The sequence below is a fragment of the Streptococcus sp. CL6.35 genome (assembly GCF_049737915.1).
Classification (GTDB): domain Bacteria; phylum Bacillota; class Bacilli; order Lactobacillales; family Streptococcaceae; genus Streptococcus.
Map to the genome: position 1 here is coordinate 32808 of NZ_JBKOTU010000007.1, position 25200 is coordinate 58007.

24 protein-coding genes are annotated in these 25200 nt (G+C 40.6%); 7 read left to right on the forward strand and 17 right to left on the reverse strand.

Annotated features, from left to right (window positions below):
• Nucleotides 1-175 precede the first annotated feature (175 nt).
• Nucleotides 176-1024 (forward strand): putative RNA methyltransferase, encoded by an 849-nt coding sequence (locus ACLNCP_RS08620; protein ID WP_424844321.1) that lies wholly within the window; start codon nt 176-178, stop codon nt 1022-1024.
• A 340-nt stretch (nt 1025-1364) separates the two neighbouring features.
• Here the strand turns inward: ACLNCP_RS08620 and ACLNCP_RS08625 are convergent, their stop codons facing one another.
• The 3 genes from ACLNCP_RS08625 to malQ form a co-directional block, all read right to left on the reverse strand.
• A complete protein-coding gene (locus ACLNCP_RS08625; RefSeq protein WP_424844322.1) occupies nt 1365-1571 on the reverse strand; it encodes a hypothetical protein in 207 nt (68 codons plus the stop codon).
• A gap of 348 nt (nt 1572-1919) precedes the next feature.
• Nucleotides 1920-4178 (reverse strand): glycogen/starch/alpha-glucan family phosphorylase, encoded by a 2259-nt coding sequence (glgP, locus tag ACLNCP_RS08630; protein WP_424844323.1) that lies wholly within the window; start codon nt 4176-4178, stop codon nt 1920-1922.
• 25 nt (nt 4179-4203) lie between these two features.
• Nucleotides 4204-5721: a 4-alpha-glucanotransferase gene (gene malQ / locus ACLNCP_RS08635; protein ID WP_269789376.1), complete on the reverse strand. Its 1518-nt coding sequence runs from the start codon at nt 5719-5721 to the stop codon at nt 4204-4206.
• Nucleotides 5722-6200: 479 nt separating this feature from the next.
• Here malQ and ACLNCP_RS08640 point away from each other — a divergent pair, with 479 nt between their 5' ends.
• From ACLNCP_RS08640 to ACLNCP_RS08660, 5 genes are all read left to right on the forward strand, one after another.
• Entirely contained in the window at nt 6201-7472 is a 1272-nt protein-coding gene (locus tag ACLNCP_RS08640) for an extracellular solute-binding protein (RefSeq protein WP_004259122.1), read from the forward strand.
• Between the two features lie 110 nt (nt 7473-7582).
• Entirely contained in the window at nt 7583-8875 is a 1293-nt protein-coding gene (locus tag ACLNCP_RS08645; protein WP_424844324.1) for an ABC transporter permease subunit, read from the forward strand.
• 1 nt (nt 8876) lies between these two features.
• Nucleotides 8877-9719: a sugar ABC transporter permease gene (locus ACLNCP_RS08650; RefSeq protein WP_001065642.1), complete on the forward strand. Its 843-nt coding sequence runs from the start codon at nt 8877-8879 to the stop codon at nt 9717-9719.
• A gap of 135 nt (nt 9720-9854) precedes the next feature.
• Nucleotides 9855-10655, forward strand: a complete 801-nt coding sequence (locus tag ACLNCP_RS08655; RefSeq protein ID WP_261126237.1) for a DUF1189 domain-containing protein — start codon at nt 9855-9857, stop codon at nt 10653-10655.
• 9 nt (nt 10656-10664) lie between these two features.
• On the forward strand, nt 10665-11651 hold the full coding sequence (locus ACLNCP_RS08660) for a LacI family DNA-binding transcriptional regulator (protein ID WP_424844325.1): 987 nt from the start codon (nt 10665-10667) through the stop codon (nt 11649-11651).
• A gap of 29 nt (nt 11652-11680) precedes the next feature.
• On the opposite strand, the gene ACLNCP_RS08665 is transcribed toward ACLNCP_RS08660, so the two are convergent.
• From ACLNCP_RS08665 to rgg, 11 genes are all read right to left on the reverse strand, one after another.
• On the reverse strand, nt 11681-12622 hold the full coding sequence (locus ACLNCP_RS08665; protein ID WP_265470930.1) for a YitT family protein: 942 nt from the start codon (nt 12620-12622) through the stop codon (nt 11681-11683).
• Nucleotides 12600-14363 carry an aspartate--tRNA ligase gene (gene aspS / locus ACLNCP_RS08670; RefSeq protein ID WP_424844326.1) on the reverse strand — a complete coding sequence of 588 codons (1764 nt, stop codon included), beginning with the start codon at nt 14361-14363 and terminating at the stop codon, nt 12600-12602. Before aspS ends, ACLNCP_RS08665 begins: the two co-directional genes overlap by 23 nt.
• Before the next feature lie 154 nt (nt 14364-14517).
• Nucleotides 14518-14748 carry a hypothetical protein gene (locus ACLNCP_RS08675; RefSeq protein WP_000832185.1) on the reverse strand — a complete coding sequence of 77 codons (231 nt, stop codon included), beginning with the start codon at nt 14746-14748 and terminating at the stop codon, nt 14518-14520.
• Nucleotides 14749-14765: 17 nt separating this feature from the next.
• On the reverse strand, nt 14766-15407 hold the full coding sequence (locus ACLNCP_RS08680) for a CPBP family intramembrane glutamic endopeptidase (protein ID WP_136937376.1): 642 nt from the start codon (nt 15405-15407) through the stop codon (nt 14766-14768).
• Between the two features lie 9 nt (nt 15408-15416).
• Nucleotides 15417-16157, reverse strand: coding sequence for a DUF3169 family protein (locus ACLNCP_RS08685; protein ID WP_136937377.1), 741 nt, complete (start codon nt 16155-16157; stop codon nt 15417-15419).
• An 11-nt stretch (nt 16158-16168) separates the two neighbouring features.
• Nucleotides 16169-16357: a hypothetical protein gene (locus ACLNCP_RS08690; RefSeq protein ID WP_001046148.1), complete on the reverse strand. Its 189-nt coding sequence runs from the start codon at nt 16355-16357 to the stop codon at nt 16169-16171.
• Complete coding sequence (locus tag ACLNCP_RS08695) at nt 16357-16563, reverse strand: helix-turn-helix transcriptional regulator (RefSeq protein ID WP_136937426.1); 207 nt, start codon at nt 16561-16563, stop codon at nt 16357-16359. Before ACLNCP_RS08695 ends, ACLNCP_RS08690 begins: the two co-directional genes overlap by 1 nt.
• 9 nt (nt 16564-16572) lie before the next feature.
• Nucleotides 16573-17037: a hypothetical protein gene (locus ACLNCP_RS08700; protein ID WP_136937378.1), complete on the reverse strand. Its 465-nt coding sequence runs from the start codon at nt 17035-17037 to the stop codon at nt 16573-16575.
• On the reverse strand, nt 17037-18317 hold the full coding sequence (gene hisS / locus ACLNCP_RS08705; RefSeq protein WP_268717667.1) for a histidine--tRNA ligase: 1281 nt from the start codon (nt 18315-18317) through the stop codon (nt 17037-17039). Before hisS ends, ACLNCP_RS08700 begins: the two co-directional genes overlap by 1 nt.
• Nucleotides 18318-18394: 77 nt before the next feature.
• Entirely contained in the window at nt 18395-19642 is a 1248-nt protein-coding gene (locus ACLNCP_RS08710; RefSeq protein ID WP_424844327.1) for a transporter, read from the reverse strand.
• Between the two features lie 305 nt (nt 19643-19947).
• The gene (gene rgg, locus ACLNCP_RS08715; RefSeq protein WP_424844328.1) at nt 19948-20799 is read right to left on the reverse strand and encodes a quorum-sensing system transcriptional regulator Rgg; all 852 of its coding nucleotides are present in this window, start codon (nt 20797-20799) and stop codon (nt 19948-19950) included.
• A gap of 123 nt (nt 20800-20922) precedes the next feature.
• Here rgg and ACLNCP_RS08720 point away from each other — a divergent pair, with 123 nt between their 5' ends.
• Nucleotides 20923-21264: a metal-sulfur cluster assembly factor gene (locus ACLNCP_RS08720; RefSeq protein WP_001204052.1), complete on the forward strand. Its 342-nt coding sequence runs from the start codon at nt 20923-20925 to the stop codon at nt 21262-21264.
• 212 nt (nt 21265-21476) lie between these two features.
• Here the strand turns inward: ACLNCP_RS08720 and ilvD are convergent, their stop codons facing one another.
• From ilvD to ACLNCP_RS08735, 3 genes are all read right to left on the reverse strand, one after another.
• On the reverse strand, nt 21477-23180 hold the full coding sequence (gene ilvD, locus ACLNCP_RS08725; RefSeq protein ID WP_000137346.1) for a dihydroxy-acid dehydratase: 1704 nt from the start codon (nt 23178-23180) through the stop codon (nt 21477-21479).
• Nucleotides 23181-23410: 230 nt separating this feature from the next.
• Complete coding sequence (locus ACLNCP_RS08730; RefSeq protein ID WP_000986407.1) at nt 23411-24343, reverse strand: transketolase family protein; 933 nt, start codon at nt 24341-24343, stop codon at nt 23411-23413.
• On the reverse strand, nt 24340-25197 hold the full coding sequence (locus ACLNCP_RS08735) for a transketolase (protein WP_265531094.1): 858 nt from the start codon (nt 25195-25197) through the stop codon (nt 24340-24342). Before ACLNCP_RS08735 ends, ACLNCP_RS08730 begins: the two co-directional genes overlap by 4 nt.
• Between the last annotated feature and the right edge of the window lie 3 nt (nt 25198-25200).

Genomic DNA, 25200 nt, shown 5'->3' on the forward strand with positions numbered 1-25200 from the left:
TGAAAATCAAAGAGCAAACTAGGAAACTAGCCGCAGGCTGTACTTGAGTACGGCAAGGCGACGTTGACGTGGTTTGAATTTGATTTTCGAAGAGTATTAGTTTTATTTCTACTGAATCTCCCATCTACTTACTCCTAAGGTTGCTTTCATTTGCCTCTTTTGATACACTTAAACTATGAATACAAATCTCAAACCTAAACTCCAGCGTTTTGCTTCTGCGACTGCCTTTGCCTGTCCTATCTGTCAAGAAAATCTGACTCTGGTAGAGAGCAGTCTCAAATGCTGCAATCGTCATTCTTTTGACTTGGCTAAATTTGGCTATATCAATCTGGCACCTCAAATCAAGCAATCTGCTAACTACGACAAGGAAAACTTTCAAAACCGTCAACAAATCCTAGAAGCCGGCTTTTATCAGGCTATCTTAGAGACTATATCTGACTTGTTAGCAAATTCAGAAACTAGCACCACAGTCTTAGATATTGGCTGTGGCGAAGGCTTTTATTCTCGTAAACTTCAAGAAAATCACCCTGACAAAACCTTCTATGCCTTTGATATTTCCAAAGATTCTGTCCAAATCGCTGCCAAGAGCGAACCCAACTGGGCAGTCAATTGGTTCGTTGGCGACCTAGCTCGTCTCCCTATAAAAGACGCTAGCATGGATATCCTGCTTGATATCTTCTCACCTGCCAACTATGGAGAATTTCGTCGCGTTTTATCCAAAGACGGTATCTTGATAAAGGTTATCCCAACTGAAAATCACCTCAAGGAAATTCGTCAGAAGGTACAAGACCAGCTGACAAACAAGGACTATTCCAACCAAGATATCAAAAATCATTTCCAAGAACACTTTACCATCCTATCTAACCAAACTGCCTCTCTGACTAAGACTATCACAGCAGAGCAGCTTCAAACCCTACTCAGCATGACTCCTCTCCTCTTTCACATCGACCAGAGCAAGATTGACTGGAGCCAACTAACAGAGATTACCATCGAAGCAGAGATTATGGTTGGGAGAGCATTCTAAACTAGACTTCCCAAAGGTATAAAACTTACCGAAAATCTTCAATATTACAAAAACGCATAAGAACAGGTGGTCAAAACCTTAATCTTATGCGTTTTGTTATAGTTTCCATACATATTAAGTGGAAATAGTTGAAACCAGTTCTTTTAATAACCATTGAATACCATATATTACATTTACCCCAAATATGATATAGGCCGTATAAATCAAGTATTTCGATTTCTCCCGCCTCAAAGAATAAATCTTGTACAAGATAAACAAATTTAAAATAATAAATAATAGAGACAAAATCTTCCCTCCAAAATCAATCCTAAAAGTACACAGTTAAGCATAGCCCTAATCTTTATTTTCGATTCGAGATAACAAACTTATCAATAAATAGTAAGTGATATAAGGCAAGTGTAATTCCCAATAAGCACCCATGATAAGAGATTTCTTGATGGGTAAGGGGGTAAAGATTACTATTACCCGCCAAGAGGCATGTTAAAATAACAAATAGAATCCAAAATAAATCCGTCCATTTATATTTTGAAAAATATTCTTTCCACATAAAAACACCTTCTTTCCTACAATCATATTATAATACTTTATGTAAGCGAATACAAGAAATATGAGGTAATCAACTACGAAGAAATATAAGGCTGAAGACAGTAAAAACCAGCATTTCTAAGCCTTTACTGTATCTATGATTTCTCTATTTTTACAGGATTGACCAAAATTCACATCATTCAAAAAAGCGAATTTCAATCGAAACTCGCTTTTTTACAAAATGTATTAGTATGAATTTGTATCTTATACTCAATGAAAATCAAAGAGCAAACTAGGAAGCTAGCCGCAGGCTGTACTTGAGTACGGCAAGGCAACGCTGACGTGGTTTGAATTTGATTTTCGAAGAGTATTAGTTCAAGTGCCAGATATCTTCGTTGTACTGAGCGATTGTACGGTCAGATGAGAAGAATCCTGCTTTAGAAATGTTAACGATGACTTTATCCAACCATGCGTCACGGTCTTCGTAGTCAGCAAGCATTTGCTCTTTCACTTTGATGTAGTCTTCCAAGTCAAGAAGAGTCATGAACCAGTCTTTGTTGATCAATTCATTGTAAAGACGTTCCAAGCGCTCTTTGTTTCCAGCTGCAAGAACTGCATCGCTAACGATGAAGTCAACCAATGGTTTGATAGCTTTACGAGCGTAGAATTCACTTGATTTGTAAGCTGCTTTTGCGTAAAGGTCTATAACAGTTTCTGAATCTTCACCAAAGATGTAGATGTTTTCGTCGCCAACCAACTCAGCGATTTCCACGTTAGCTCCGTCCATAGTACCAAGAGTCAAAGCTCCGTTCAACATGAATTTCATGTTACCAGTACCTGAAGCTTCTTTAGAAGCAAGTGAGATTTGTTCTGAAATATCACATGCTGGGATAAGGAAGCTTGCTGCAGTAACGTTGTAGTTTTCAACCATAACTACTTGCAAGTGTGGAGCTACTGCTGGATCGTTAGCAATAACTTCTGACATGCAAAGGATCAAGTGGATGATGTCTTGAGCAATTGTGTAGGCTGGAGCTGCTTTACCACCAAAGAAGATTGTGATTGGGCGAGCAGGGATGTTCCCAGCTTTGATGTCAAGATATTTGTGGATTACGTACAAAGCGTTCATTTGTTGGCGTTTGTACTCGTGAAGACGTTTGATTTGGATATCAAAGATAGAGTTTGGATTGATTTCCACACCTTGGTGTTCTTTCAAGTGACGAGCCAATTTACGTTTGTTGTGAGCCTTGATGCTTTCCAATTTTTCTTTGACAGCTGCTTTGTCTTCATAAGACAAGAGTTTTTCAAGCTCATCTGCTTCATGGTGCCAACCTTCTCCAAGAATCTCATCCAAGTAGTGAGACAAGCTTGGGTTAGCATGCATGAGCCAACGACGGAAAGTGATACCGTTTGTTTTGTTGTTGAATTTTTCTGGGTAAAGGTCGTAGAAAGCTTTCAACTCAGAGTTCTTCAAGATTTCAGTGTGAAGTGCTGCTACTCCGTTAACACTGTATCCGTAGTGGATATCCATGTGAGCCATGTGAACACGTCCACTCTCGTCAATAATTTGAACAGCTGGATCTTTCACTTCTGCTTTCACACGACGGTCCAATTCTTCGATGATTGGTACCAAGTGAGGAACCACTTCTTGCAAGAATTCAAGAGGCCATTTTTCAAGGGCTTCAGCAAGGATTGTGTGGTTAGTGTAGGCAGTCATGCTACGAACGATTGAGATTGCTTCATCAAGATCGATACCACGAGCAGTCAAAAGACGGATCAATTCAGGGATGACCATTGATGGGTGAGTATCGTTGATTTGTACAACTGCGTAATCAGCAAGGTCATGCAAGTTGCTTCCTTTTTCGATTGCTTCGTCGATGATCAATTGCGCACCGTTTGAAACCATGAAGTATTGTTGGAAGATACGGAGCAATTCACCTTGACGGTCACTATCATCTGGGTAAAGGAAAAGAGTCAAGTTGCGAGCGATATCTGTCTTGTCAAAGTTGATACCATCTTTAATGATTGAAGAATCAACTGAATCCAAGTCAAACAAACGCAAGCGGTTCTTAGTTTCTGTCTTGTAACCAGGTACATCGATATCGTAAAGAGTTGATGTCAATGTGAAGTGAGCAAATGGCACTTGGTAGCTACGGCTTGAGCGAACCAACCAGTTTTGCTCTGTCAACCATGCATTTGGAATTGTTTCTTGTTGGTTGTTTTTAAGAACTTGTTGGAATAGACCAAAGTGGTAGTTAAGACCAACACCGTCACCGTTCAAACCAAGAGTAGCAATTGAGTCGATAAAGCAGGCAGCCAAACGTCCCAAACCACCATTACCAAGAGATGGTTCCAATTCAACTTCTTCAACTTCGATCAAATCTTTACCTGCAGCTGCAAGTTCTTTTTTGACATCGTCGTAAAGACCAAGGTTGATCAAGTTGTTTGACAAAAGTTTACCAATCAAGAACTCAGCTGAGATGTAGTAAACTTTTTTCTTACCAGTGTTAACTGGTTTTTTGCTACTTGCAAGCTTGCTGTAGTTAAGAAGAGCCAGGTAAAGCTCTTCATTGCTACATTCTGCAATGGTTTTATTGTAACGATTTTGTACAAATTCTTGTAGTGATAACATGTTTAAGGTGTCTCCTGATATTGTATTATTTCTTTAATTCTACCAAATTTTCATTGATTCGGCGATAGATTGTTGTCAAGTCAAGCAAGCCTTCCTCGACAGCTGGTGTCAATTGATCGTCAGTCATACGCCAAGACCAGTTTCCACCAAGGGTAGATGGGAAGTTCATACGAGCTGCCTCATCTAATTCTAGCAAATCTTGCATAGTTGCAATTGCCATGAAGCTAACTGATGAAAAGACTGTACGAAGCATAGCATGTGGCACTGTTTCGTATTCTTTACGGTTAGTGTAGCGCGCCATGTACTCACGAGTCGCATCATCGATCTCGTTACGGTACCAACCAAGGACCGTATTGTTATCGTGTGTTCCTGTGTACATAACTGAGTTAGCAGGTGCTAAGTGTGGGCTATCGATACTTTCATCTTCTGGGTTGAAAGCAAATTGAAGAATCTTCATTCCTGGGAAGCCAGTACGTTCACGTAATTCGATAACTTCGTCTGTCATGAAACCAAGGTCTTCTGCGATGATGTTTAGCTCACCAAGTTCTTCCTTAACGGCTGCAAAAAGCTTGTAGCCAGGACCTTTCACCCACTCACCAGGTGCTGCTGTATCAGAACCAGCAGGGATTTCCCAGTAAGATTCGAAGCCACGGAAGTGGTCAATACGAACGATGTCGTAGATTTTGAAGCTTTCACGCAAGCGTTCAATCCACCATTTGTAGCCGTCTTTGTCCATTGCTTCCCAGTCATAGATTGGGTTACCCCAAAGCTGACCAGTTGCAGAAAATTCATCTGGTGGGCATCCTGCGATGCAAGTCGCCTTACCGTTGACATCTGTCTTGAAGAGATGTGGATTTGCCCACATATCGCTTGAATCTTCCGCTACGTAGATTGGCATGTCTCCAACGATTTCGATGTGGTTGTCGTTAGCGTAAGCTTTCAATTTCAACCATTGTTGGAAGAAGAAGTATTGAGTCACACGGTGGTAAACCAACTTGTCTGCCAATTGCTCACGGTAGCTTTCAAGTGCTGAAGCTTTACGAGCACGAGCATCTGCATCTGGCCATTCAGCCCAAGCAAGATTATCAAAATGCTCTTTGATAGCCATATACTCTGCAAAGAGTTCAAGCCATGATTGGTTGTCTTGAGCGAATTTCTCAAAATCCTTAACATCTCCTACTTCCAAGAAACGTTTTACCGCTTTTTCTAAAAGAGGACGACGTGCATAGTAGATTTTCGCATAATCAACTTCAGACGCATCACTACCAAAGTCAACCCCTTCAAGGTCACTTGCTTGCAACAAGCCTTGTTCCACCAAGATATCTAAATCGATAAAATGAGTGTTCCCTGCGAAGGCTGAGAAAGATTGGTAAGGAGAATCTCCGTAACTAGTTGTTCCTAGTGGAAGGATTTGCCAGTAACGTTGTTTTGTGCGAACCAAGAAATCAACGAAGTCGTAAGCACTTTTACCAAATGATCCGATTCCGTATGCTCCTGGAAGAGAAGAAATGTGCATCAACACACCACTTTGACGTTTTTTCATAATAAGCACCTCATGTGTTTATAGTTAGATATTACATTTTTACGAGCGCAAACGTTTGCGCTATGATTAGTATATCTCATTTTCTTGATAAATGCAAGCGGTTTTAAATAACTTTTTTGATTATTTTTTTAAATTTTTTTCTTCTTACTCGTATATATATTCTTTCAGGAAACAAACAAAATAGGAATAAGGGTTTCACTTATCTCATTAAGCAAAAATAAAGAGAGAATCCTCCCTGCTTTCTGTTTGAAACTTAGGCAATCGTTTTCTCAACTTTTTTTAAATTTAAAACAAAACGGATTTTTGGGATTTTCTACTATTATATGACGATGAAGCGTTTACTTTTTGTAAAAATTTTTTAAAAAATTTTTACAAAAAACACTTGCAACCGCTTTCCGATTGTGCTATACTAGTCCCATAAAGGAAAACGTTTGCGTTTCCTCATTATAAAATTTGTTATTCTTTAGGAGGAATACACTATGTCATCTAAATTCATGAAGAGCGCTGCTGTGCTTGGAACTGTTACACTTGCTAGCTTGCTTCTGGTAGCTTGCGGAAGCAAAACTGCTGATAAACCTGCTGATTCTGGTTCATCCGAAGCGAAAGAACTCACTTTCTACGTTGAAGACCAATATAAAGCCTTTGCTGAATCAGCTGCAAAAGCTTACGAAAAAGAAGCTGGCGTAAAAGTTACCATCAAAACAGGAGACCAAATGGGTGGGCTTGACAAACTTTCTCTTGACAACCAATCAGGTCAAGCTGCTGACGTTATGATGGCTCCATACGACCGTGTAGGTAGCCTTGGTACTGACGGACAACTCTCAGAAGTGAAATTGAGCGACGGTGCTAAAACAGATGATAAAACTAAATCTCTTGTGACAGCTGCTGATGGTAAAGTTTACGGTGCTCCTGCTGTTATCGAGTCACTTGTTATGTACTACAACAAAGACTTGGTAAAAGAAGCTCCAAAAACTTTTGCTGACTTAGAAAACCTTGCTAAAGATAGCAAATATGCCTTCGCTGGAGAAGATGGAAAAACTTCTGCTTTCCTAGCTGACTGGACAAACTTCTACTATGCATATGGACTTCTTGCTGGTAACGGTGCTTACGTATTCGGACAAAACGGTAAAGACGCTAAAGATATCGGTCTTGCAAACGACGGTTCTATCGCAGGTATCAACTACGCTAAATCTTGGTATGAAAAATGGCCTAAAGGTATGCAAGATACTGAAGGTGCTGGCAACTTAATCCAAACTCAATTCCAAGAAGGTAAAACAGCTGCTATCATCGACGGACCTTGGAAAGCTCAAGCCTTTAAAGATGCTAAAGTAAACTACGGTGTTGCAACTATCCCAACTCTTCCAAATGGAAAAGAATATGCTGCATTCGGTGGTGGTAAAGCTTGGATTATCCCATCAAGCACTAAGAACCTTGAAGGCGCTCAAAAATTTGTAGACTTCCTTGTTTCAACTGAAGAACAAAAAGCCTTCTACGATACAACTAACGAAATCCCAGCTAACACTGAAGCTCGTACATATGCTGAAGGTAAAAATGATGAGTTGACAACAGCTGTTATCAAACAGTTCAAGAACGCTCAACCAATGCCAAATATCTCTCAAATGTCTGCAGTTTGGGATCCAGCGAAAACTATGCTCTTTGATGCTGTAAGTGGTAAGAAAGATGCGAAAACAGCTGCTAACGACGCTGTAACATTGATCAAAGAAACAATCAAACAAAAATTTGGTGAATAAAAAATTTGTTCAAGGGGGGTGGAATTCAAATCCCCCTTTGAATTTATCAATAGAAAACATATATAGTTTAGGTTTTAACTAGAAACTAGTATCCTATGAAAGGAGTTATTATGGAAAAGCAACAACCTAGTAAAGCAGCCCTGCTGTCTATCATTCCTGGGTTAGGACAGATTTACAATAAACAAAAAGCAAAAGGTTTTATCTTCCTTGGTGTAACCCTTGTATTTCTCCTCTACTTCCTAGCACTTGCAGCCCCTGAATTGAGTAATCTCATCACTCTTGGTGACAAACCAGGTCGTGACAATTCCCTCTTTATGCTGATTCGTGGTGCCTTCCATTTAATCTTTGTAGTTGTTTATGTACTCTTTTATTTCGCAAATATCAAAGACGCACATACAACTGCCAAACACATTAACAATGGCATACCAGTAGCACTTACCTTTAAAGAAATGGTCAAAGGAATCTATGAAAATGGCTTCCCTTACCTCTTAATCATTCCATCTTACATTGCCATGACTTTTGCGATTATCTTCCCAGTTATCGTAACCTTGATGATCGCCTTTACCAACTACGACTTCCAACACTTGCCACCAAACAAATTGTTGGACTGGGTTGGTTTGACCAACTTTACAAACATTTGGAGCTTGAGTACCTTCCGTTCTGCCTTTGGTGCCGTCCTTTCTTGGACTATCATCTGGGCTTTATCTGCCTCAACTTTACAGATCGTGATTGGTATCTTCACAGCTATCATTGCTAACCAACCATTTATCAAAGGAAAACGTATCTTCGGTGTTATTTTCCTTCTTCCTTGGGCTGTCCCAGCCTTCATCACTATCCTGACATTCTCAAACATGTTTAACGATAGTGTTGGTGCTATCAACACTCAAGTATTGCCAATCTTGGCTAAATTCCTTCCTTTCCTTGATGGTGCTCTTATTCCTTGGAAAACAGACCCAACTTGGACTAAGATTGCCTTGATTATGATGCAAGGTTGGCTTGGATTCCCATATATCTACGTTTTGACCTTGGGTATCTTGCAATCTATTCCTAACGACCTTTACGAAGCAGCTTATATTGACGGTGCTAATGCTTGGCAAAAATTCCGCAACATCACTTTCCCAATGATCTTGGCTGTTGCTGCACCTACTTTGATTAGCCAATACACCTTCAACTTTAACAACTTCTCTATCATGTACCTCTTCAATGGTGGAGGTCCTGGTAGTGTCGGAGGGGGAGCTGGTTCAACTGATATCTTGATCTCATGGATCTACCGTTTGACAACAGGTACATCTCCTCAATACTCAATGGCGGCTGCTGTTACCTTGATTATCTCTATCATTGTCATCTCAATCTCTATGATCGCATTCAAGAAACTACACGCATTTGATATGGAGGACGTCTAAGATGAATAACTCAATTAAACTCAAACGTAGACTGACTCAAACCCTTACTTACCTCTACTTGATTGGTCTATCAATCGTGATTATCTATCCACTGTTGATTACCATCATGTCAGCCTTTAAAGCAGGTAACGTCGCAGCCTTTAAACTTGATACTAACATCGACTTCAATTTTGATAACTTTAAAGGACTCTTTACTGAAACTCTATACGGTACTTGGTATCTCAATACCTTGATCATCGCCTTGGTTACCATGGCGGTTCAAACAAGTATCATCGTACTTGCTGGTTATGCCTACAGCCGTTACAACTTCTTGGCTCGTAAACAAAGTTTGGTCTTCTTCTTGATTATCCAAATGGTGCCAACCATGGCCGCTTTGACAGCCTTCTTCGTTATGGCGCTTATGTTGAACGCCCTTAACCACAGCTGGTTCCTCATCTTCCTATACGTTGGTGGTGGTATCCCGATGAATGCTTGGCTCATGAAAGGCTACTTCGATACAGTGCCAATGTCTCTAGACGAATCTGCAAAACTAGACGGTGCAGGACACTTCCGTCGCTTCTGGCAAATTGTTCTTCCACTTGTTCGCCCAATGGTTGCCGTACAAGCTCTCTGGGCCTTCATGGGACCTTTCGGGGACTACATCCTCTCTAGTTTCTTGCTTCGTGAGAAAGAATACTTTACTGTTGCCGTTGGTCTCCAAACCTTCGTCAACAATGCGAAGAACTTGAAGATTGCCTACTTCTCAGCAGGTGCTATCCTCATCGCCCTTCCAATCTGTATTCTCTTCTTCTTCCTACAAAAGAACTTTGTTTCAGGACTTACAAGTGGTGGCGACAAGGGATAATATATCCCCGCCACCCTTTTCTTATTGCTACAAAATATATACTAACAACAAGCAATTTATCCCCTAGACTTGAAATAAAGCACATTTCTCTATATAATAATACTCATATAGAAAACACCTTTTAGAAAGATACCTATGCTTCCATATCCATTTTCCTATTTTTCAAGTATTTGGGGATTTCGTAAGCCCCTGTCCAAACGTTTCGGGCTCAACTGGTTTCAACTGCTCTTTACCAGTATCTTCCTTATCAGCTTGTCCATGGTACCCATTGCCATCCAAAACAGCTCACAGGAGACTTATCCGCTAGAAACCTTTATCGATAATGTCTATGAACCTCTGACAGATGAAGTTGTCCAGGATCTCTCTGAACACGCTACAATTGTTGATGGTAATTTAACTTATACAGGCACAGCTAGTCAAGCGCCTTCTCTTGTGATTGGTCCAAGCCAAAGCAAGGAATTACCTAAAGACTTGCAACTGCATTTCGATACAAAAGAACTGGTCATCAGCAAGGAAAGCAAGGAGCTGACCCGCATTTCTTACCGAGCTATTGAGACTGAGAGTTTCAAAAGCAAGGACAGCTTGACTCAAGCGATTTCTAAAGACTGGTACCAACAAAATCGTGTCTATATCAGTCTCTTCCTAGTTCTCGGTGCTAGCTTCCTCTTTGGTTTAAATTTCTTTATCGTTTCTCTAGGAGCTAGTCTTCTCCTTTATATCACTAAGAAATCACGCCTCTTTTCATTTAGAACCTTTAAAGAGTGCTACCATTTTATCTTGAACTGTTTAGGATTACCTACTCTGATTACGCTTATTTTGGGACTTTTTGGCCAAAATATGGCAACCCTTATCACTGTACAAAACATTCTTTTTGTTCTTTATCTGGTCACCATTTTTTACAAGACACACTTCCGTGATCCAGATTATCATAAATAGGAGATTTTTATGCCCGTTACGATTAAAGACGTGGCCAAGGCAGCAGGTGTCTCACCTTCAACTGTTACCCGCGTTATTCAAAACAAATCAACGATTAGTGATGAAACCAAAAAACGAGTTCGCAAGGCGATGAAGGAGCTCAACTACCACCCCAATCTCAATGCTCGTAGCTTGGTAAGTAGCTATACTCAAGTTATCGGCCTGGTGCTTCCTGACGACTCGGATGCCTTTTACCAAAATCCTTTCTTCCCATCTGTTCTACGAGGGATCGCCCAAGTGGCATCTGAGAACCACTATGCTATCCAGATTGCAACGGGGAAAGATGCAAAAGAGCGGCTCAAAGCTATTTCCCAGATGGTCTATGGTAAGCGTGTAGATGGTTTGATTTTCCTCTATGCCCAAGAAGAGGATCCTTTGGTTAAGCTAGTAGCAGATGAGCAATTTCCTTTCCTTATCTTAGGTAAATCTCTATCTCCCTTCATTCCGCTCGTCGATAATGACAATGTCCAGGCAGGTTTTGATGCAACAGAATATTTCATCAAAAAAGGATGCAAGCGAATTGCCTTCATCGGAGGAACCAAAAAACTTTTCGTAACACAAGATCGTCTAATGGGTTATGAGTTAGCTCTTAAACGATACCAACTTCCTATTGATCCAAATCTGACCTACTTTGCGACCGAATTTCTTGAAGATAATGGTTATCGCTTTAGTAAACTTCTCTTCGAGCATGATCCAAATATTGATGCTATTATTACTATTGATAGCCTTCTTGCTGCAGGGGTCTGTGATTACATCGCAAAACACCAACTGGATGTCCCTGTCCTCAGCTTTGACTCGGTCAACCCTAAACTGAACTTGGCAGCCTATGTGGATATCAATAGCTTAGAACTCGGGCGCGTTTCCTTTGAAACCATTCTCCAGATTATTAACGATGCCAAAAACAATAAACAGATTTGTTACCGTCAGTTGATTGCCCACAAAATTATCGAAAAATAAAAACCAGCTCGAGCTGGTTTTTTTGATCACTAATTATCTGTTTCAACGAACCGTCCCAAAATATGAACATTCTCCGAGACAGAGACAAAGGCGCTTGGATCCACCTGTTTCATAATCTGTTTAAATTCATTAAACTCTGCACGTGTAATGACAGTGATTAAAACTGCCTTTCTTTCGTGATTATAGGTTCCTTCTGCATCGTGGATCATGGTTGCACCGCGGTGCAATTTTTTATGGATTTTTTCAATTACCTTCTCTGGATGATTGGTCACAATCATGGCCTGCATCCGTTTTTGCTTGGTAAAGACAGCGTCTGTGACACGGCTAGAGACAAAGATGGTAATCATAGAGTAGAGAGCGTATTCCCAACCAAAGGTCAAGCCTGCTATCAGCATGATGGTCCCATTTACCAAGAAAGAAATACTACCAACATTCTTACCCGTTTTCTTGCGAATAGTCAGGCTGACGATATCCGTCCCACCACTGGAGATATTGTTTCGAAGAGCGAAACCAATCCCCAAGCCCATGACAACACCCCCAAAAAGGGCATTGATAATGGGATCCTCCGTCAAGGTCGCCACAGGGACAAACTGGATAAAGAAGGAACTCATGGACACCGTGATAAAGGTAAAGATGGTGAACTTATGGCCAATCTGATACCAAGCTAAGACCATCAAAGGAAAATTAATGGCGTAGAAGGTTAGCGAAATCGGGATATGAAAACCAAACCAATGATTACTCAAGGCAGAGATAATCTGTGCCAGACCTGTCGCACCACTCGAATACACATGCCCTGGTTGGAAAAAGAAATTGACCGCTACTGCTGATAAAAAACCATAGACCAGAGAGGCCGAAATCTTCTCATCATATTTTTCCCGAGAGATGCTTTGTAAGACACGTAAAATTTTTATCTGATAAGCAAAGCGGCGCAGATAATAGCGCCACCGCTTAATTCGTTTTGCTTGTTTCATCTTCTTCTATTTGTAAGCTGAGTTCCTCTAGTTGTTTGAGAGCTACTGTTGAAGGAGCTTGTGTCATTGGGTCAGTTGCCTTGTTGTTCTTAGGAAAGGCAATAACTTCACGGATATTTTCTTCTCCTGCTAAGAGCATGACAAATCGGTCAAGCCCGATAGCCAAGCCACCGTGTGGTGGGAAACCATAGTCCATGGCTTCAAGAAGGAAACCAAACTGGTCATTTGCTTCTTCGGCTGAGAAACCAAGAGCCTTGAACATACGTTCTTGAAGGTCTTTTTGGTTGATACGAAGGCTACCACCACCAAGTTCATAACCGTTCAAGACAATATCGTAAGCAATGGCACGAACCTTCGCCAAATCACCTTCTAATTCGTGAGCAGTCTCTTCCTGTGGTAGAGTAAATGGATGGTGGGCGCTCATGTAACGACCTTCTTCTTCAGACCATTCAAACATTGGCCAGTCAACAACCCAAAGGAAGTTGAATTTATCATTATCAATCAAACCAAGCTCTTTGGCAATACGTCCACGAAGGGCACCAAGCGTTGCATTAGCCACTTCAAGCGTATCCGCCACAAAGAGAACCAAGTCCTTATCTTCAAGAGCAAGCGCTGTTGTCAATTCTGCTTGGATGCTAGTCAAGAACTTGGCAACTGGTCCGTTTAATTCTCCATCAACCACCTTGACCCAAGCAAGACCTTTGGCACCATACTGTTTGGCTACTTCGGTCATCTTGTCGATGTCTTTACGTGAATAGTTGTCCGCAGCTCCTTTGACCACAATTGCTTTTACAGCAGGTGCTTCTGAAAAGACTTTAAAGTCTACACCTTTGACTACTGCTGTCAGGTCCTGAAGCAACATGTCAAAACGGGTATCTGGCTTGTCAGAACCGTAAAGAGCCATAGCATCATCATATTTCATACGAGGAAATGGAAGCGTCACTTCGATGCCTTTAGTTTCTTTCATCACGCGCGCAATCAAACCTTCTGTGATATCTTGGATTTCTTGCTCAGTAAGGAAAGATGTTTCCAAGTCAACCTGTGTGAACTCAGGCTGGCGGTCACCACGCAAGTCCTCGTCACGGAAACATTTAACGATTTGGTAGTAACGGTCAAAACCAGCATTCATCAAGAGCTGTTTCGTGATTTGTGGACTTTGAGGAAGAGCGTAAAAATGCCCTTTATTAACACGAGACGGCACCAAATAGTCACGCGCCCCTTCAGGAGTTGACTTAGAAAGGAATGGTGTCTCCACGTCGATAAACTCCAACTCATCCAAGTAATTGCGAATAGAGTGGGTCACTTTAGCACGAAGTTTGAGGTTTTCCAGCATCTCTGGACGACGAAGGTCAAGGTAACGGTAACGTAAACGTGTATCGTCATTAGCCTCAATGCCATCCTTAATCTCAAATGGGGTTGTTTTAGCTGTATTAAGCACTGTCAGAGCTGTCACGTTTAACTCAACTGCACCAGTTGGCAACTTATCATTGGCTTGCTCACGCGCAGCGACCTGTCCAGTCACCTCGATAACAAATTCGCTACGAAGGCTTTCAGCTGTTGCCATGACCTCTGCAGATACTTTTTCAGGGTTGATAACCAACTGCATAATTCCTTCACGGTCACGAAGATCGATAAAGATCAAACCACCAAGGTCACGACGACGGCCAACCCATCCTTTCAAGGTTATTTCTTGTCCGATGTGTTCCTCACGAACACGACCAGCATACATACTACGTTTCATTGTTTCTCTCCTCTTTTATTCTGTTACTATTTTACCATAAAAGCGCAGGCTCTTCATGAAAATCATCAGAAAAGTTTGCCAGTCTTTAAAAATCAAGTGAAGACTCTAAAAATTGACGCCCATACAAAAATCCGATGAAGTTCATCGGACTCTTTTATTTTGAATTGTTGCCTGCTTTACGCTTTTCAGCAATTTCGGCTGCCTTTCGAGGCAAGACAATTTCCGTTGTGTAGGCTGTCCCAAAGCGCAAGACACCTGCAATAGGGGCAAAGACAACTGCTAGATAGTTGTAGAAGAAATCGCCCTTGAAGGCATAAGCTAGCGCCCCAATGATGAAAAATAGAACAACTGCTTGAATCACTGCTAATAAAATTACTCGTTTCATGTGACCTCCTGACTCTATTATAGCATGAGTATCATCAAAAAGCCGATTAAATTATTCAAAGCGTGGAGAGAAATACTGTAGACCAGACCTTTTCTGCTAATATAAGCCAAGCCCAAACTAAAACCAAGGCTAAAATAGACAAAAAATTGTTGCACATCACCTGGGAAATGACCTAAGGTAAACAAAACACTAGATACCAGAAGGAAAAGCAGAGTTTGTTTACTATTGTCCTGCTTAGGAAAGAGATAGCGCGCTAACATCCCTCTAAAGATAAGTTCTTCCGTCAGAGGAGCAAAAATAACGACCGCAAAGAATGAGAAAAGTGGTTGAGACAAGGTCAAGTCTATCGCTATTTGCTGATTTACTGAAGGATCATTTGGCAAGAAAAACTGGACAACCAGAGATAAGAACCAAACCAAGGCAGGAAGCCAAATAAATCGGTTGAAGCCACTCTTCTCAATACGAACAGGACCTTTCTGATACCATTTGTAAATGCCGTACACATAAACTCCAGCCAAGGCCACATAGAGCAAGGTCACAGCATAGGGTGAAGCGCCTAAGGCAAGCGAAGTAGTCGCGAGCCCCTGAATGAAGCCATAGATGAATAAAAAGGATAGAATGGCTAGAAGAAACCAGCCAAGGTTTTTAAGTAATTTCATAAAGTTCTCCTATTTGAAATAGCGTTTTACCATAGGTAACTGCATCACATTGATATAAACATGGATTGCTCCGACAAGCAAGAAGGCTAGTAGCTGAATCTCTCCTGTCAATAAAGAAAAGATATCAATCAGAACGTAGAGACCTGGCAAGACATACTGATTTAATTGGAATAAAATCCGAAAACTCTGTTCCAAATTAGCCTTGCGCTCCCCTTCATCATAAGAATCGAAATGCTCTAAGATATCCTTTGGTGTAGAGAAAAATACCAAATCAAACTGACGAACAATCGCAATGGTCTTAAAAAGATATTTTTGAACACTGAAAATCAGCACTAATGCCAAAAAAGAAAGAGGTAAGGTTATATGGCTTCCATTTAGTACAACCATTTCACTTGCTGAGATGAAAAGAGCTAATAAAATCGCTACACTTGCAATATTAAAAGCAATGGTTCCAAACTCGAGATTCCGATACATTTGCACATAATAGGTTTCATTCAGATCATCATCCATTTCCTCTTGATACAAGGAATGAAATTTTCTGCTTTTCTTTAAGAAATTGAATGTCAAAAGTATGCTAATGAAACCTAACAGTAAACAAATAGCTGATATCCAGGGTATCAAGATTTTTACATCTAACATAATTCCGTGGGATTCGGCAACAGCCTTAAACATCCCTACAAAAATGCCCAAGAAAAATCCCAAGACAACAACCATTAAAAACAACAATCCACGTTTCTTTTTCTTTTCCATATTCATTCTCCTTATTCACTTGCTAGATTTTTGGATTTCTTTTCAATCCAGTCAATTACTGGTATGAGGGCAAAATAGGCCCAAATAAATTGGTCACTCTGATAGGGACTAAACCAGCCTAAGTCTATCCCAATTAATAGAAATATGCTGACTAATAGAGCTGCGACAACTACATAATAAACCACTTTATACTTGTTCATCACTCGTCCTCCTCCAAGCGAAATACCGATTCGACTGTTTCGTTGAAAATCTGAGATATTTTCAAGGCAATCACAACGGACGGGGTGTATTCGTCCCGTTCTAATAGGCTGATAGTCTGTCTGGAAACCTCTGCTAGCTTGGCTAGGTCGGTTTGATTGAGGCCATCGCGAGCCCGCAGCTCTTTTAGACGATTTTTTAGTTGCATGTTACACACCTACTTTCCTTCAAATTCAACGGTTTGGATATCCTCAATGCGTTGTAGTTTGAATTTTTCTTTCCCCTCTTTATCAACACTACGTAGTTTGACCCATTCCTCATCAACATCCACAACTTCCCATAAAGATGTTCCAAACACTTGTCCAACGATTGTTGGATTTTTCCCAATTAATTCTTGCAATAATCTTGACATTTCTATATTTCCTTTCTCTTTTCGCTCAAGCTTTTTGATTTTATTCTCTAGTTTCTTGATTTTTTTAGAATTATTAGAATAAAAGAAAATCATAAATAGTATAAATACTACCCACATCATAGCTCCTTTCTGCTTTCTATTTCTTAACTTGCTTACATTGTAACACATCTTTTTCTTTTTGACAAGCATATTTGTCAAAAAGTTTATGATTTTTGTCATTTTGCAAAAGAAAAAGGTCAGGAGTAGGTTCCTGACCAGTTTTTCTACTATTAAAATCCTAATTTTTCAAAGATTTCTGAGAAGTTTTGACTGATTGTCTCAAGTGACACTTGCACTTCTTCTCGGGTTTGGTTGTTCTTAACCGTTACTTGTCCGCTTTCGACTTCGCTCTCTCCTAGGGTGATGAGGGTCTTAGCCGCAAAGACATCGGCTGACTTGAACTGAGCTTTGAGCTTACGGTTGAGGTAATCACGCTCTGCTTTGAAACCTTGTTGGCGAAGGGCTTGTACCAACTCCAAGGCCTTGACATTTGCCCCTTCTCCCAAGACTGTGATATAGACATCTAGGGCGTTTTCGATAGGGAGGGCCACACCTTGCTTTTCAAGAATGAGAAGCAGACGCTCTACACCAAGTCCAAAACCAAAGCCAGCAGTCTCAGGGCCACCAAAGTAGGCAACCAAACCATCGTAACGACCACCCGCACAGACTGTCAAGTCATTGCCCTCAATCTCTGTGATAAACTCGAAAATGGTGTGGTTGTAGTAGTCCAGACCACGCACCATATTGGTATCGATGATATAGTCTACTCCAAGATTTTCCAACATCTGACGCACAGCATCAAAGTGTGCTTGGCTTTCTTCATCAAGGAAATCCAAGATAGACGGTGCATTCTCTACAGCCACCTTGTCTTCTTTTTCCTTAGAGTCCAAGACACGAAGAGGATTTTCCTCCAAACGACGTTGGCTATCCTTAGACAAGGTCTCCTTGAGCGGTGTCAAATAGTCAATCAAGGCTTGACGGTAGGCCGCACGACTCTCAGGATTCCCAAGAGTGTTAAGATGTAATTTGACACCTTGGATACCGATTTCTTTCAAGAAATGGGCCGCCATCGCGATTGTTTCCACATCGGTAGCTGGATTGCTAGATCCAAAACACTCAACACCAATCTGGTGGAACTGGCGCAAACGCCCTGCCTGTGGACGCTCATAACGGAACATAGGGCCCATGTAGTAGAACTTACTTGGCTTTTGCACTTCTGGAGCGAAAAGTTTATTTTCCACATAGGAACGGACAACTGGCGCTGTTCCTTCTGGACGGAGGGTAATATGACGGTCACCCTTGTCATAGAAATCGTACATTTCCTTGGTTACGATATCCGTTGTGTCTCCGACAGAGCGACTGATAACCTCGTAGTGCTCAAAAATAGGCGTGCGCACTTCTGCGTAGTTATAGCGCTTGAAAATTTCACGGGCAAAGCCCTCAACGTACTGCCACTTGGCAGATTCAGCAGGTAAAATATCCTGCGTTCCTTTTGGTTTTTGTAATTTCATAGGGAATCCTCTTTAAACTTAATAGTCTTATTTTACCATAAATAGAGGGATTAAGACAGTATGAAAAAAATTAGGATTTAGATATCATTTTTGAGATTAATAACTGTCAAAAGAATAGCTAGCAAGGAAAGACCAACAAATAGCATCCAAGTCAACTGTATATTCCATACAGCTACAAGTGAAAAACAGGCTGTTCCCACAGGTATGGATAAGGTAAACAAGAGACCTAAAAAATTACTGGTACGAGCTAGAACATCTGGAGCTAGATTTTTCATGAGCAGGGCACTAATCTTTGGTGAAACTTTACCAGACACATACAGAGTTAAAAAGAGAAATAGCAAACCAAGCACGACTTGATTGAATACGTTAGCCAGACCAATTAGACTGAGTCCTATGGTCGCCCACATCATCAATCTAGGCAAGGACTGCTTCCCAAAATAATCATTGCCCGTAAGGCTACTGATGATGACTGCTACTAAAGAACAGACTTGACTGATAAATAGTGCCTCTGTGTAAGAAAAGTCCAAAAGAGAATGGCTCAAAAAGAAGATATTGTAGATGCCTCCTAAGGAACCACCCAAGGCATTGATAAGTAAGACAGCAAAGATCATGAATCCAAAGTTTTTCTGTCCACCTTTAAGAAAAACGAGACGTAAATTCCGATAAATCGTTAGGAACTGGTCTTTGATAGAAAGCTTCTCATTTTTTAGTGATTCACCATCAGGAGATGAAATTGACAGGCTCAATTTGCTTTTTCCTAAAAAGAGGATGACGGCTGATACTAGGAAGAAACAGGCATTGATTCCCGCAACGAGGGAAAAATTGTTGACCGATAGACCTAAGAGCCAGACTCCAAAAGCTTGACCACCAATAGCTGAAATATAGGTGATGAACTGGGAAAAAGAGTAAGCCTCCATCAAATCATCTTCAGCTACTTTTTCCTTAATGAGAGGCATGCGCAAACCACCAGCAAAATCACTGATAACATCACTAATGACATTGATTAAGCACAGGCTAGAAAAGGCAAAGAGACTAGCTTGCTGAACAACTAGGGCTGCTAGAAAAAATAAAACCGCCTGAAATAAACCGCTATAGACCATCCATTTGACCTTGTCTCTCGTGTAATCTGCCCGAATCCCTACAAAAACTGTAAAGAGAGTCGGAATAATCATGACAATATTCGCCATAGCAACAGCAAAAGATGCTTGTGGCAGAGTCGATGCATAGACGATAAAGACCAGATTGAAAATCGAAGCACCAAAAGCATTGAAGAAGCGTGACAAAGTCAAGAGACGATAAGCTTGATTTCTGAACAATAGTTTCATAGGTAATCTCCCTTCTTGTTCAAATACTCAATGAAAATCAAAGAGCAAACTAGGAAGCTAGCCGAAGGCTGTACTTGAGTACGGCAAGGTGAAGCTGACGTGGTTTGAATTTGATTTTCGAAGAGTATAAGTTTTATGTGAAGTATGACTATAGTATAGCACTTAGAAATTTTAGAGGAAAAACTTTTGAATATATGCAACAAAAAAATAAGTAAAAAGAGACGATAGAATTTCTCCAGTGACACGAGAGAGGTCAACAATTCTATCGCTTAAAATTTCAAATGATTTTCTTAGTTTGCAGATATTCAACAATCGGTCGTATTTCTATAGTAATCGGCAGATTTATTACAGCCAAGCATCTCAAAAATACGGACAGCATCTTCCATCTTTTTCTGACCTTCCTTGACTCTACCTTGCTTGCTATCAAGGAGACCTTCAGCCCACAAATAGACAATTCGGAAATAGGTTTCATTTTCATTGTAGAAATGCTCTTCGATAACACGTTTAAAATAAGAGGCATTGGTAAATTCTTTACACTCAATGCTAGCTAAAAAGCCGTTCAATAGTATAGTGTGAAAAAGATTTCGATTGCCAGACACTTCCATTAGAAAATCAGATTTACGTACCATTTCTCTAACATACCTAGTGAAAAGAGAAACAGATAGAAATGGTGAACTGACTGAAAATAAATTGAGTTCATAGATTCCCCAGATCTCGGTAGAAAACAAATAATCATGAAGGACTTTCCCCTCCTCTGCCGTTAACTCTACCCTTTCGTCCATGCTCTTCATATAAGACTTGATCATAATGGCATTTAGAATATGTTTCTGTTTATTTTGAGAATGGGCATGCTTTTGATACTCCCTGCGATACAAGTCCTCAAGCGGAGCTATATTCTTTGGATCCAAGACATCTATGATTTCTTTTCTCAACTCAGAATCTGTATCATACTGAAAACCTCTCGCCAGAAAGAGGATTTCCTCTACACTGGCAGATATATTTTCTAGGGCAAATAGAAACTTTTCCACCGAAAGCTCACTCTGACCAGTTTCAAAGCGGGACAACATAGACGGCGAAAATTGTCCCCCAGTTGCTTGTCTCAGCGAGATATTTCTTGACTCTCGTAATCGTCTAAAGACTTTTCCAATCTGCTCCATAGACTTCCCCTTGATTCCGTATTTTCTTCATTTTATCATATTTTTCAGAAAATTCATCAAAAACTTGCCAAATTGTCAGAATTATGAGAAAATAGAGGATATTTATCACGTGGAGGGACTGTAATGAGAGACGATATCAAAATTAATGACCGCGCTTTGGCCTTGCAAGACCAAATTATCGAAAAACTAGAGAAGGTTTTTGATACAGATGTGGAATTGGATGTTTACAATCTAGGACTGATTTATGAAATCAATCTGGATGAAACGGGTCTCTGCAAGATTGTCATGACCTTCACCGATACTGCCTGCGATTGTGCCGAAAGCCTGCCTATCGAAATCGTGGCAGGTCTCAAACAAATCGAGGGTATCGAAGATGTCAAGGTTGAAGTTACCTGGTCGCCTGCTTGGAAAATCACACGAATCAGTCGCTACGGCCGTATTGCCCTTGGACTGCCACCTCGTTAAGCAGGCAAATCACTTTTGAAGATGAAAATAAGCAAGCCGAAGTTGGCTTGCTTTTTGGTACTCAATAAAAATCAAAGAGCAAACTAGGAAACTAGACGCAGGTTGCTCAAAACAGTGTTTTGAGGTTGTAGATAGAACTGACGAAGTCAGTAACCATACCTACGGTAAGGTGACGTTGACGTGGTTTGAAGAGATTTTCGAAGAGTATGAGTTTATTTTTTACCTGACTTGTCCATATTCCAGAAGTCTGTCACAGCTCCACGAGAAGCAGATGATACGATGTGAGCGTATTTACCGAGGACACCACGGCTGTAAAGTGGTGGCAAGGTTGTTTCTGCCTTCCGTTTTTCAAGTTCTTCTTCGGATACGGCCATGGAAATTTCTTTGGTATCTTGGTCAACCGTAACGATATCACCTGTACGAAGGTAAGCGATTGGTCCACCATCCTGAGCTTCAGGAGCGATATGTCCAACAACCAGACCATAAGTACCACCAGAGAAACGGCCGTCTGTCAAGAGGGCAACCTTGTCTCCTTGACCTTTACCAACAATCATGGATGAAAGTGACAGCATCTCAGGCATACCAGGACCACCCTTAGGTCCAACGAAACGAACAACGACTACATCGCCATCAACGATTTCATCTGTCAGAACTGCCTGAATCGCATCTTCTTCTGAGTCAAAGACCTTAGCTGGACCAACGTGACGACGCACTTTAACACCTGATACTTTAGCAACCGCACCATCAGGGGCAAGGTTCCCGTTCAAGATGATAAGCGGACCGTCTGCACGTTTTGGATTTTCAAGTGGCATGATAACTTTTTGACCTGGTGTAAGGTCTGCAAAGTCAGCCAAGTTTTCAGCTACAGTCTTACCAGTACATGTAATGCGGTCTCCATGAAGGAAACCATTTGCCAAGAGGTATCTCATAACCGCAGGCACACCACCGACTTCATAGAGGTCTTGGAAGACATACTGACCAGATGGTTTCAAGTCGGCCAAGTGAGGCACACGCTCTTGGATCGTATTGAAGTCCTCAAGTGACAAGTCAACATTGGCAGCATGGGCAATGGCAAGCAAGTGAAGAGTGGCATTTGTAGAACCACCGAGAGCCATAGTTACAGTGATGGCATCTTCAAAGGCTTCACGAGTCAAGATGTCTGATGGTTTGAGACCGAGCTCCAACATCTTAACAACAGCACGTCCTGCTGCTTCAATGTCTTCTTTCTTGTCAGCTGATTCAGCTGGGTGAGATGAAGAGCCTGGCAAACTCATACCTAGAACTTCAATAGCAGTCGCCATGGTATTAGCAGTATACATACCACCACAGCCACCAGGTCCAGGGCAGGCATTACATTCGAGACGTTTTACGTCCTCAGCCGTCATATCACCGTGGTTCCATTTTCCGATACCCTCAAAAACAGAAACCAAGTCGATGTCTTTGCCATCAAGATTTCCCGGTGCAATAGTTCCACCATAGGCGAAAATAGCTGGGATATCCATATTAGCAATAGCAATCATAGAACCAGGCATGTTCTTGTCACAGCCACCGATAGCGACAAAGGCATCGACGTTGTGACCACCCATCGCCGCCTCGATAGAGTCCGCGATGATATCACGAGATGTCAAAGAGAAACGCATACCAGGCGTTCCCATAGCAATCCCGTCCGCTACAGTGATAGTCCCAAACTGCACAGGCCAAGCACCTGCTGATTTGACACCCTCTTTAGCCAATTTCCCGAAATCATGCAAGTGAATGTTACATGGTGTATTTTCCGCCCAGGTCGAAATAACCCCTACAATCGGTGTTTCAAAGTCCTTATCTGTCATACCAGTCGCACGAAGCATGGCACGGTTTGGTGATTTTACCATGCTGTCATAAATGCTACTGCGGTGACGTTTATCTAATTCAGTCATCTTATCCCTCCCATTTCAGTTTTTACTATTATAGCACATTTTAAAGGCAATGAACAGAAGAAAATTCTTGAATTTTCAGAAAATTCTATACACATATAAACATTTTAAATTAAAAACAACAAAGCGGATCAGGGCACTTTCTGATTACCAGAATATGCTTTTAATCCGCTTGCTTTAAATAACGTAATGTAATTTTTACAGAAGTTCTTTCAGATAAGTGTATTTAACATCTATCTTGCATTATAAAACTCTAGAACTTTCTCTTTTATATTCGATTCACTCAAACCATATTCATTAAGAAGATAATCCATTTTCCCTACTTGACCGAATCTTTCTTGAACACCCATCCGATGAATTTTTGTTATTCCATCATCAGAGAATAATTCACATAAAGCACTGCCAATTCCACCTATCTGATTGTGGTTTTCTACAGTAAATATAGTTTTTCCACTTAACATTGTTTTTATCTGTTCTGGTATCGGTTTGATTCTAAATAAATCTATCACACCTACTGAATAACCTAATTTAAACAGTTCATCCGCAACTCGAATACTTGGAGCAACCATTATGCCAGAAGCAACTATTACAACATCTTCACCGTGTCTTAACTCAATGTAGCCTTTAGAAAAATCTTCTCCACCTTGATATACAGCCTCTGGAGCTTTTCTAATTGTTCGAATATATTTTAGTCCTTTTAAGTCTAATGTCTGGTTCAAGATTTCACGAAATTGGATATCATCAGTTGCTTCGAAAATGATTGATTTAGGAATTAAACGTAACAATCCAATTTCTTCAAATGGCATATGTGTCCCACCATTCATTTCTGCAGTTACTCCTGCATCTGATCCAATCACAGTGGCATCCAATTGTGCGTATCCAAGAGAAATAAATAATTGATCAAATACTCTTCGTGAAGCAAAAGGGCCAAATGTATGAAGATAAGGTCTAAACCCCTGAATAGATAAACCTGCTGCAAGCCCGACCATTTCTGCTTCCATGATTCCAACATTCACATAACGGTCTCTAAAGTCCTTTTCAAGATTATTAGTAGCCATAGAACTTGACAAATCTGCTTCTAAAACTACTATATCAGAATAACTTTGGTTAGCCTCTAGAAGGAAATCTCTATACACATGTCGTAATTCTTTCGTACTTCTCATCATTCTGTTTCCTCCAATTCCTGACTTAATCTTTCTACAACTGAAGTTAACATTTGTCTCTCCTCTGCAGTAGGGCGAAGATGATGATTAGATTTCATTTCTTCCAGCTCTCGAACCCCTTGACCTTTAATAGTATCTAATACAATACACTTAGGGGATAAATTATTTGACTGTTTTAATTGAACAATCCCTTCATAAATTTCTCTAATATCTGAACCATTGACCCTAATGGATTCAAATCCAAATGCTGAGAATTTTTCTACAAAATCACCTGGATTACAAATATCTTTTGTAAAACCATCTAATTGTTTTTTGTTATCGTCTACAAATACAATTAAATTGGATAACTGTTGATGAGACGCAAACTGTATAGCCTCCCAACATTGTCCCTCATTTAACTCACCATCTCCAACAATAGCATAAGTATAAAAGGGACTTTTTCTTATTCTCTGACCATATGCAAGTCCGGTTGCAACACTAATTCCCTGTCCTAAAGAGCCAGTTGTCATATCTATGCCCGGCGTTAGATTTCTATCAGGATGAGACGGTAATTTGGTTCCATTTGTATTTAAAGAATATAAGAATTCTTTGTCAAAGAAACCATTCAAATAGAGTGTGCTGTATAAAGCCGGTCCAGCATGTCCCTTGGATAAAACAAAATAATCTCTATCTCGTGACGCAAATATTTCTGGAGTCATCGGCATTATTTCACCATAAAGCACTGCTAAAACTTCTACTATAGACAGACTCCCTCCATAATGGCCGAATCCAAGATGATTCAATGTTCTAAGAGTATTTAATCGGATTTTTGTTGCAAATTTTCTTAACTCATCTTCTCTATTTTCACTTAAAATCATCCC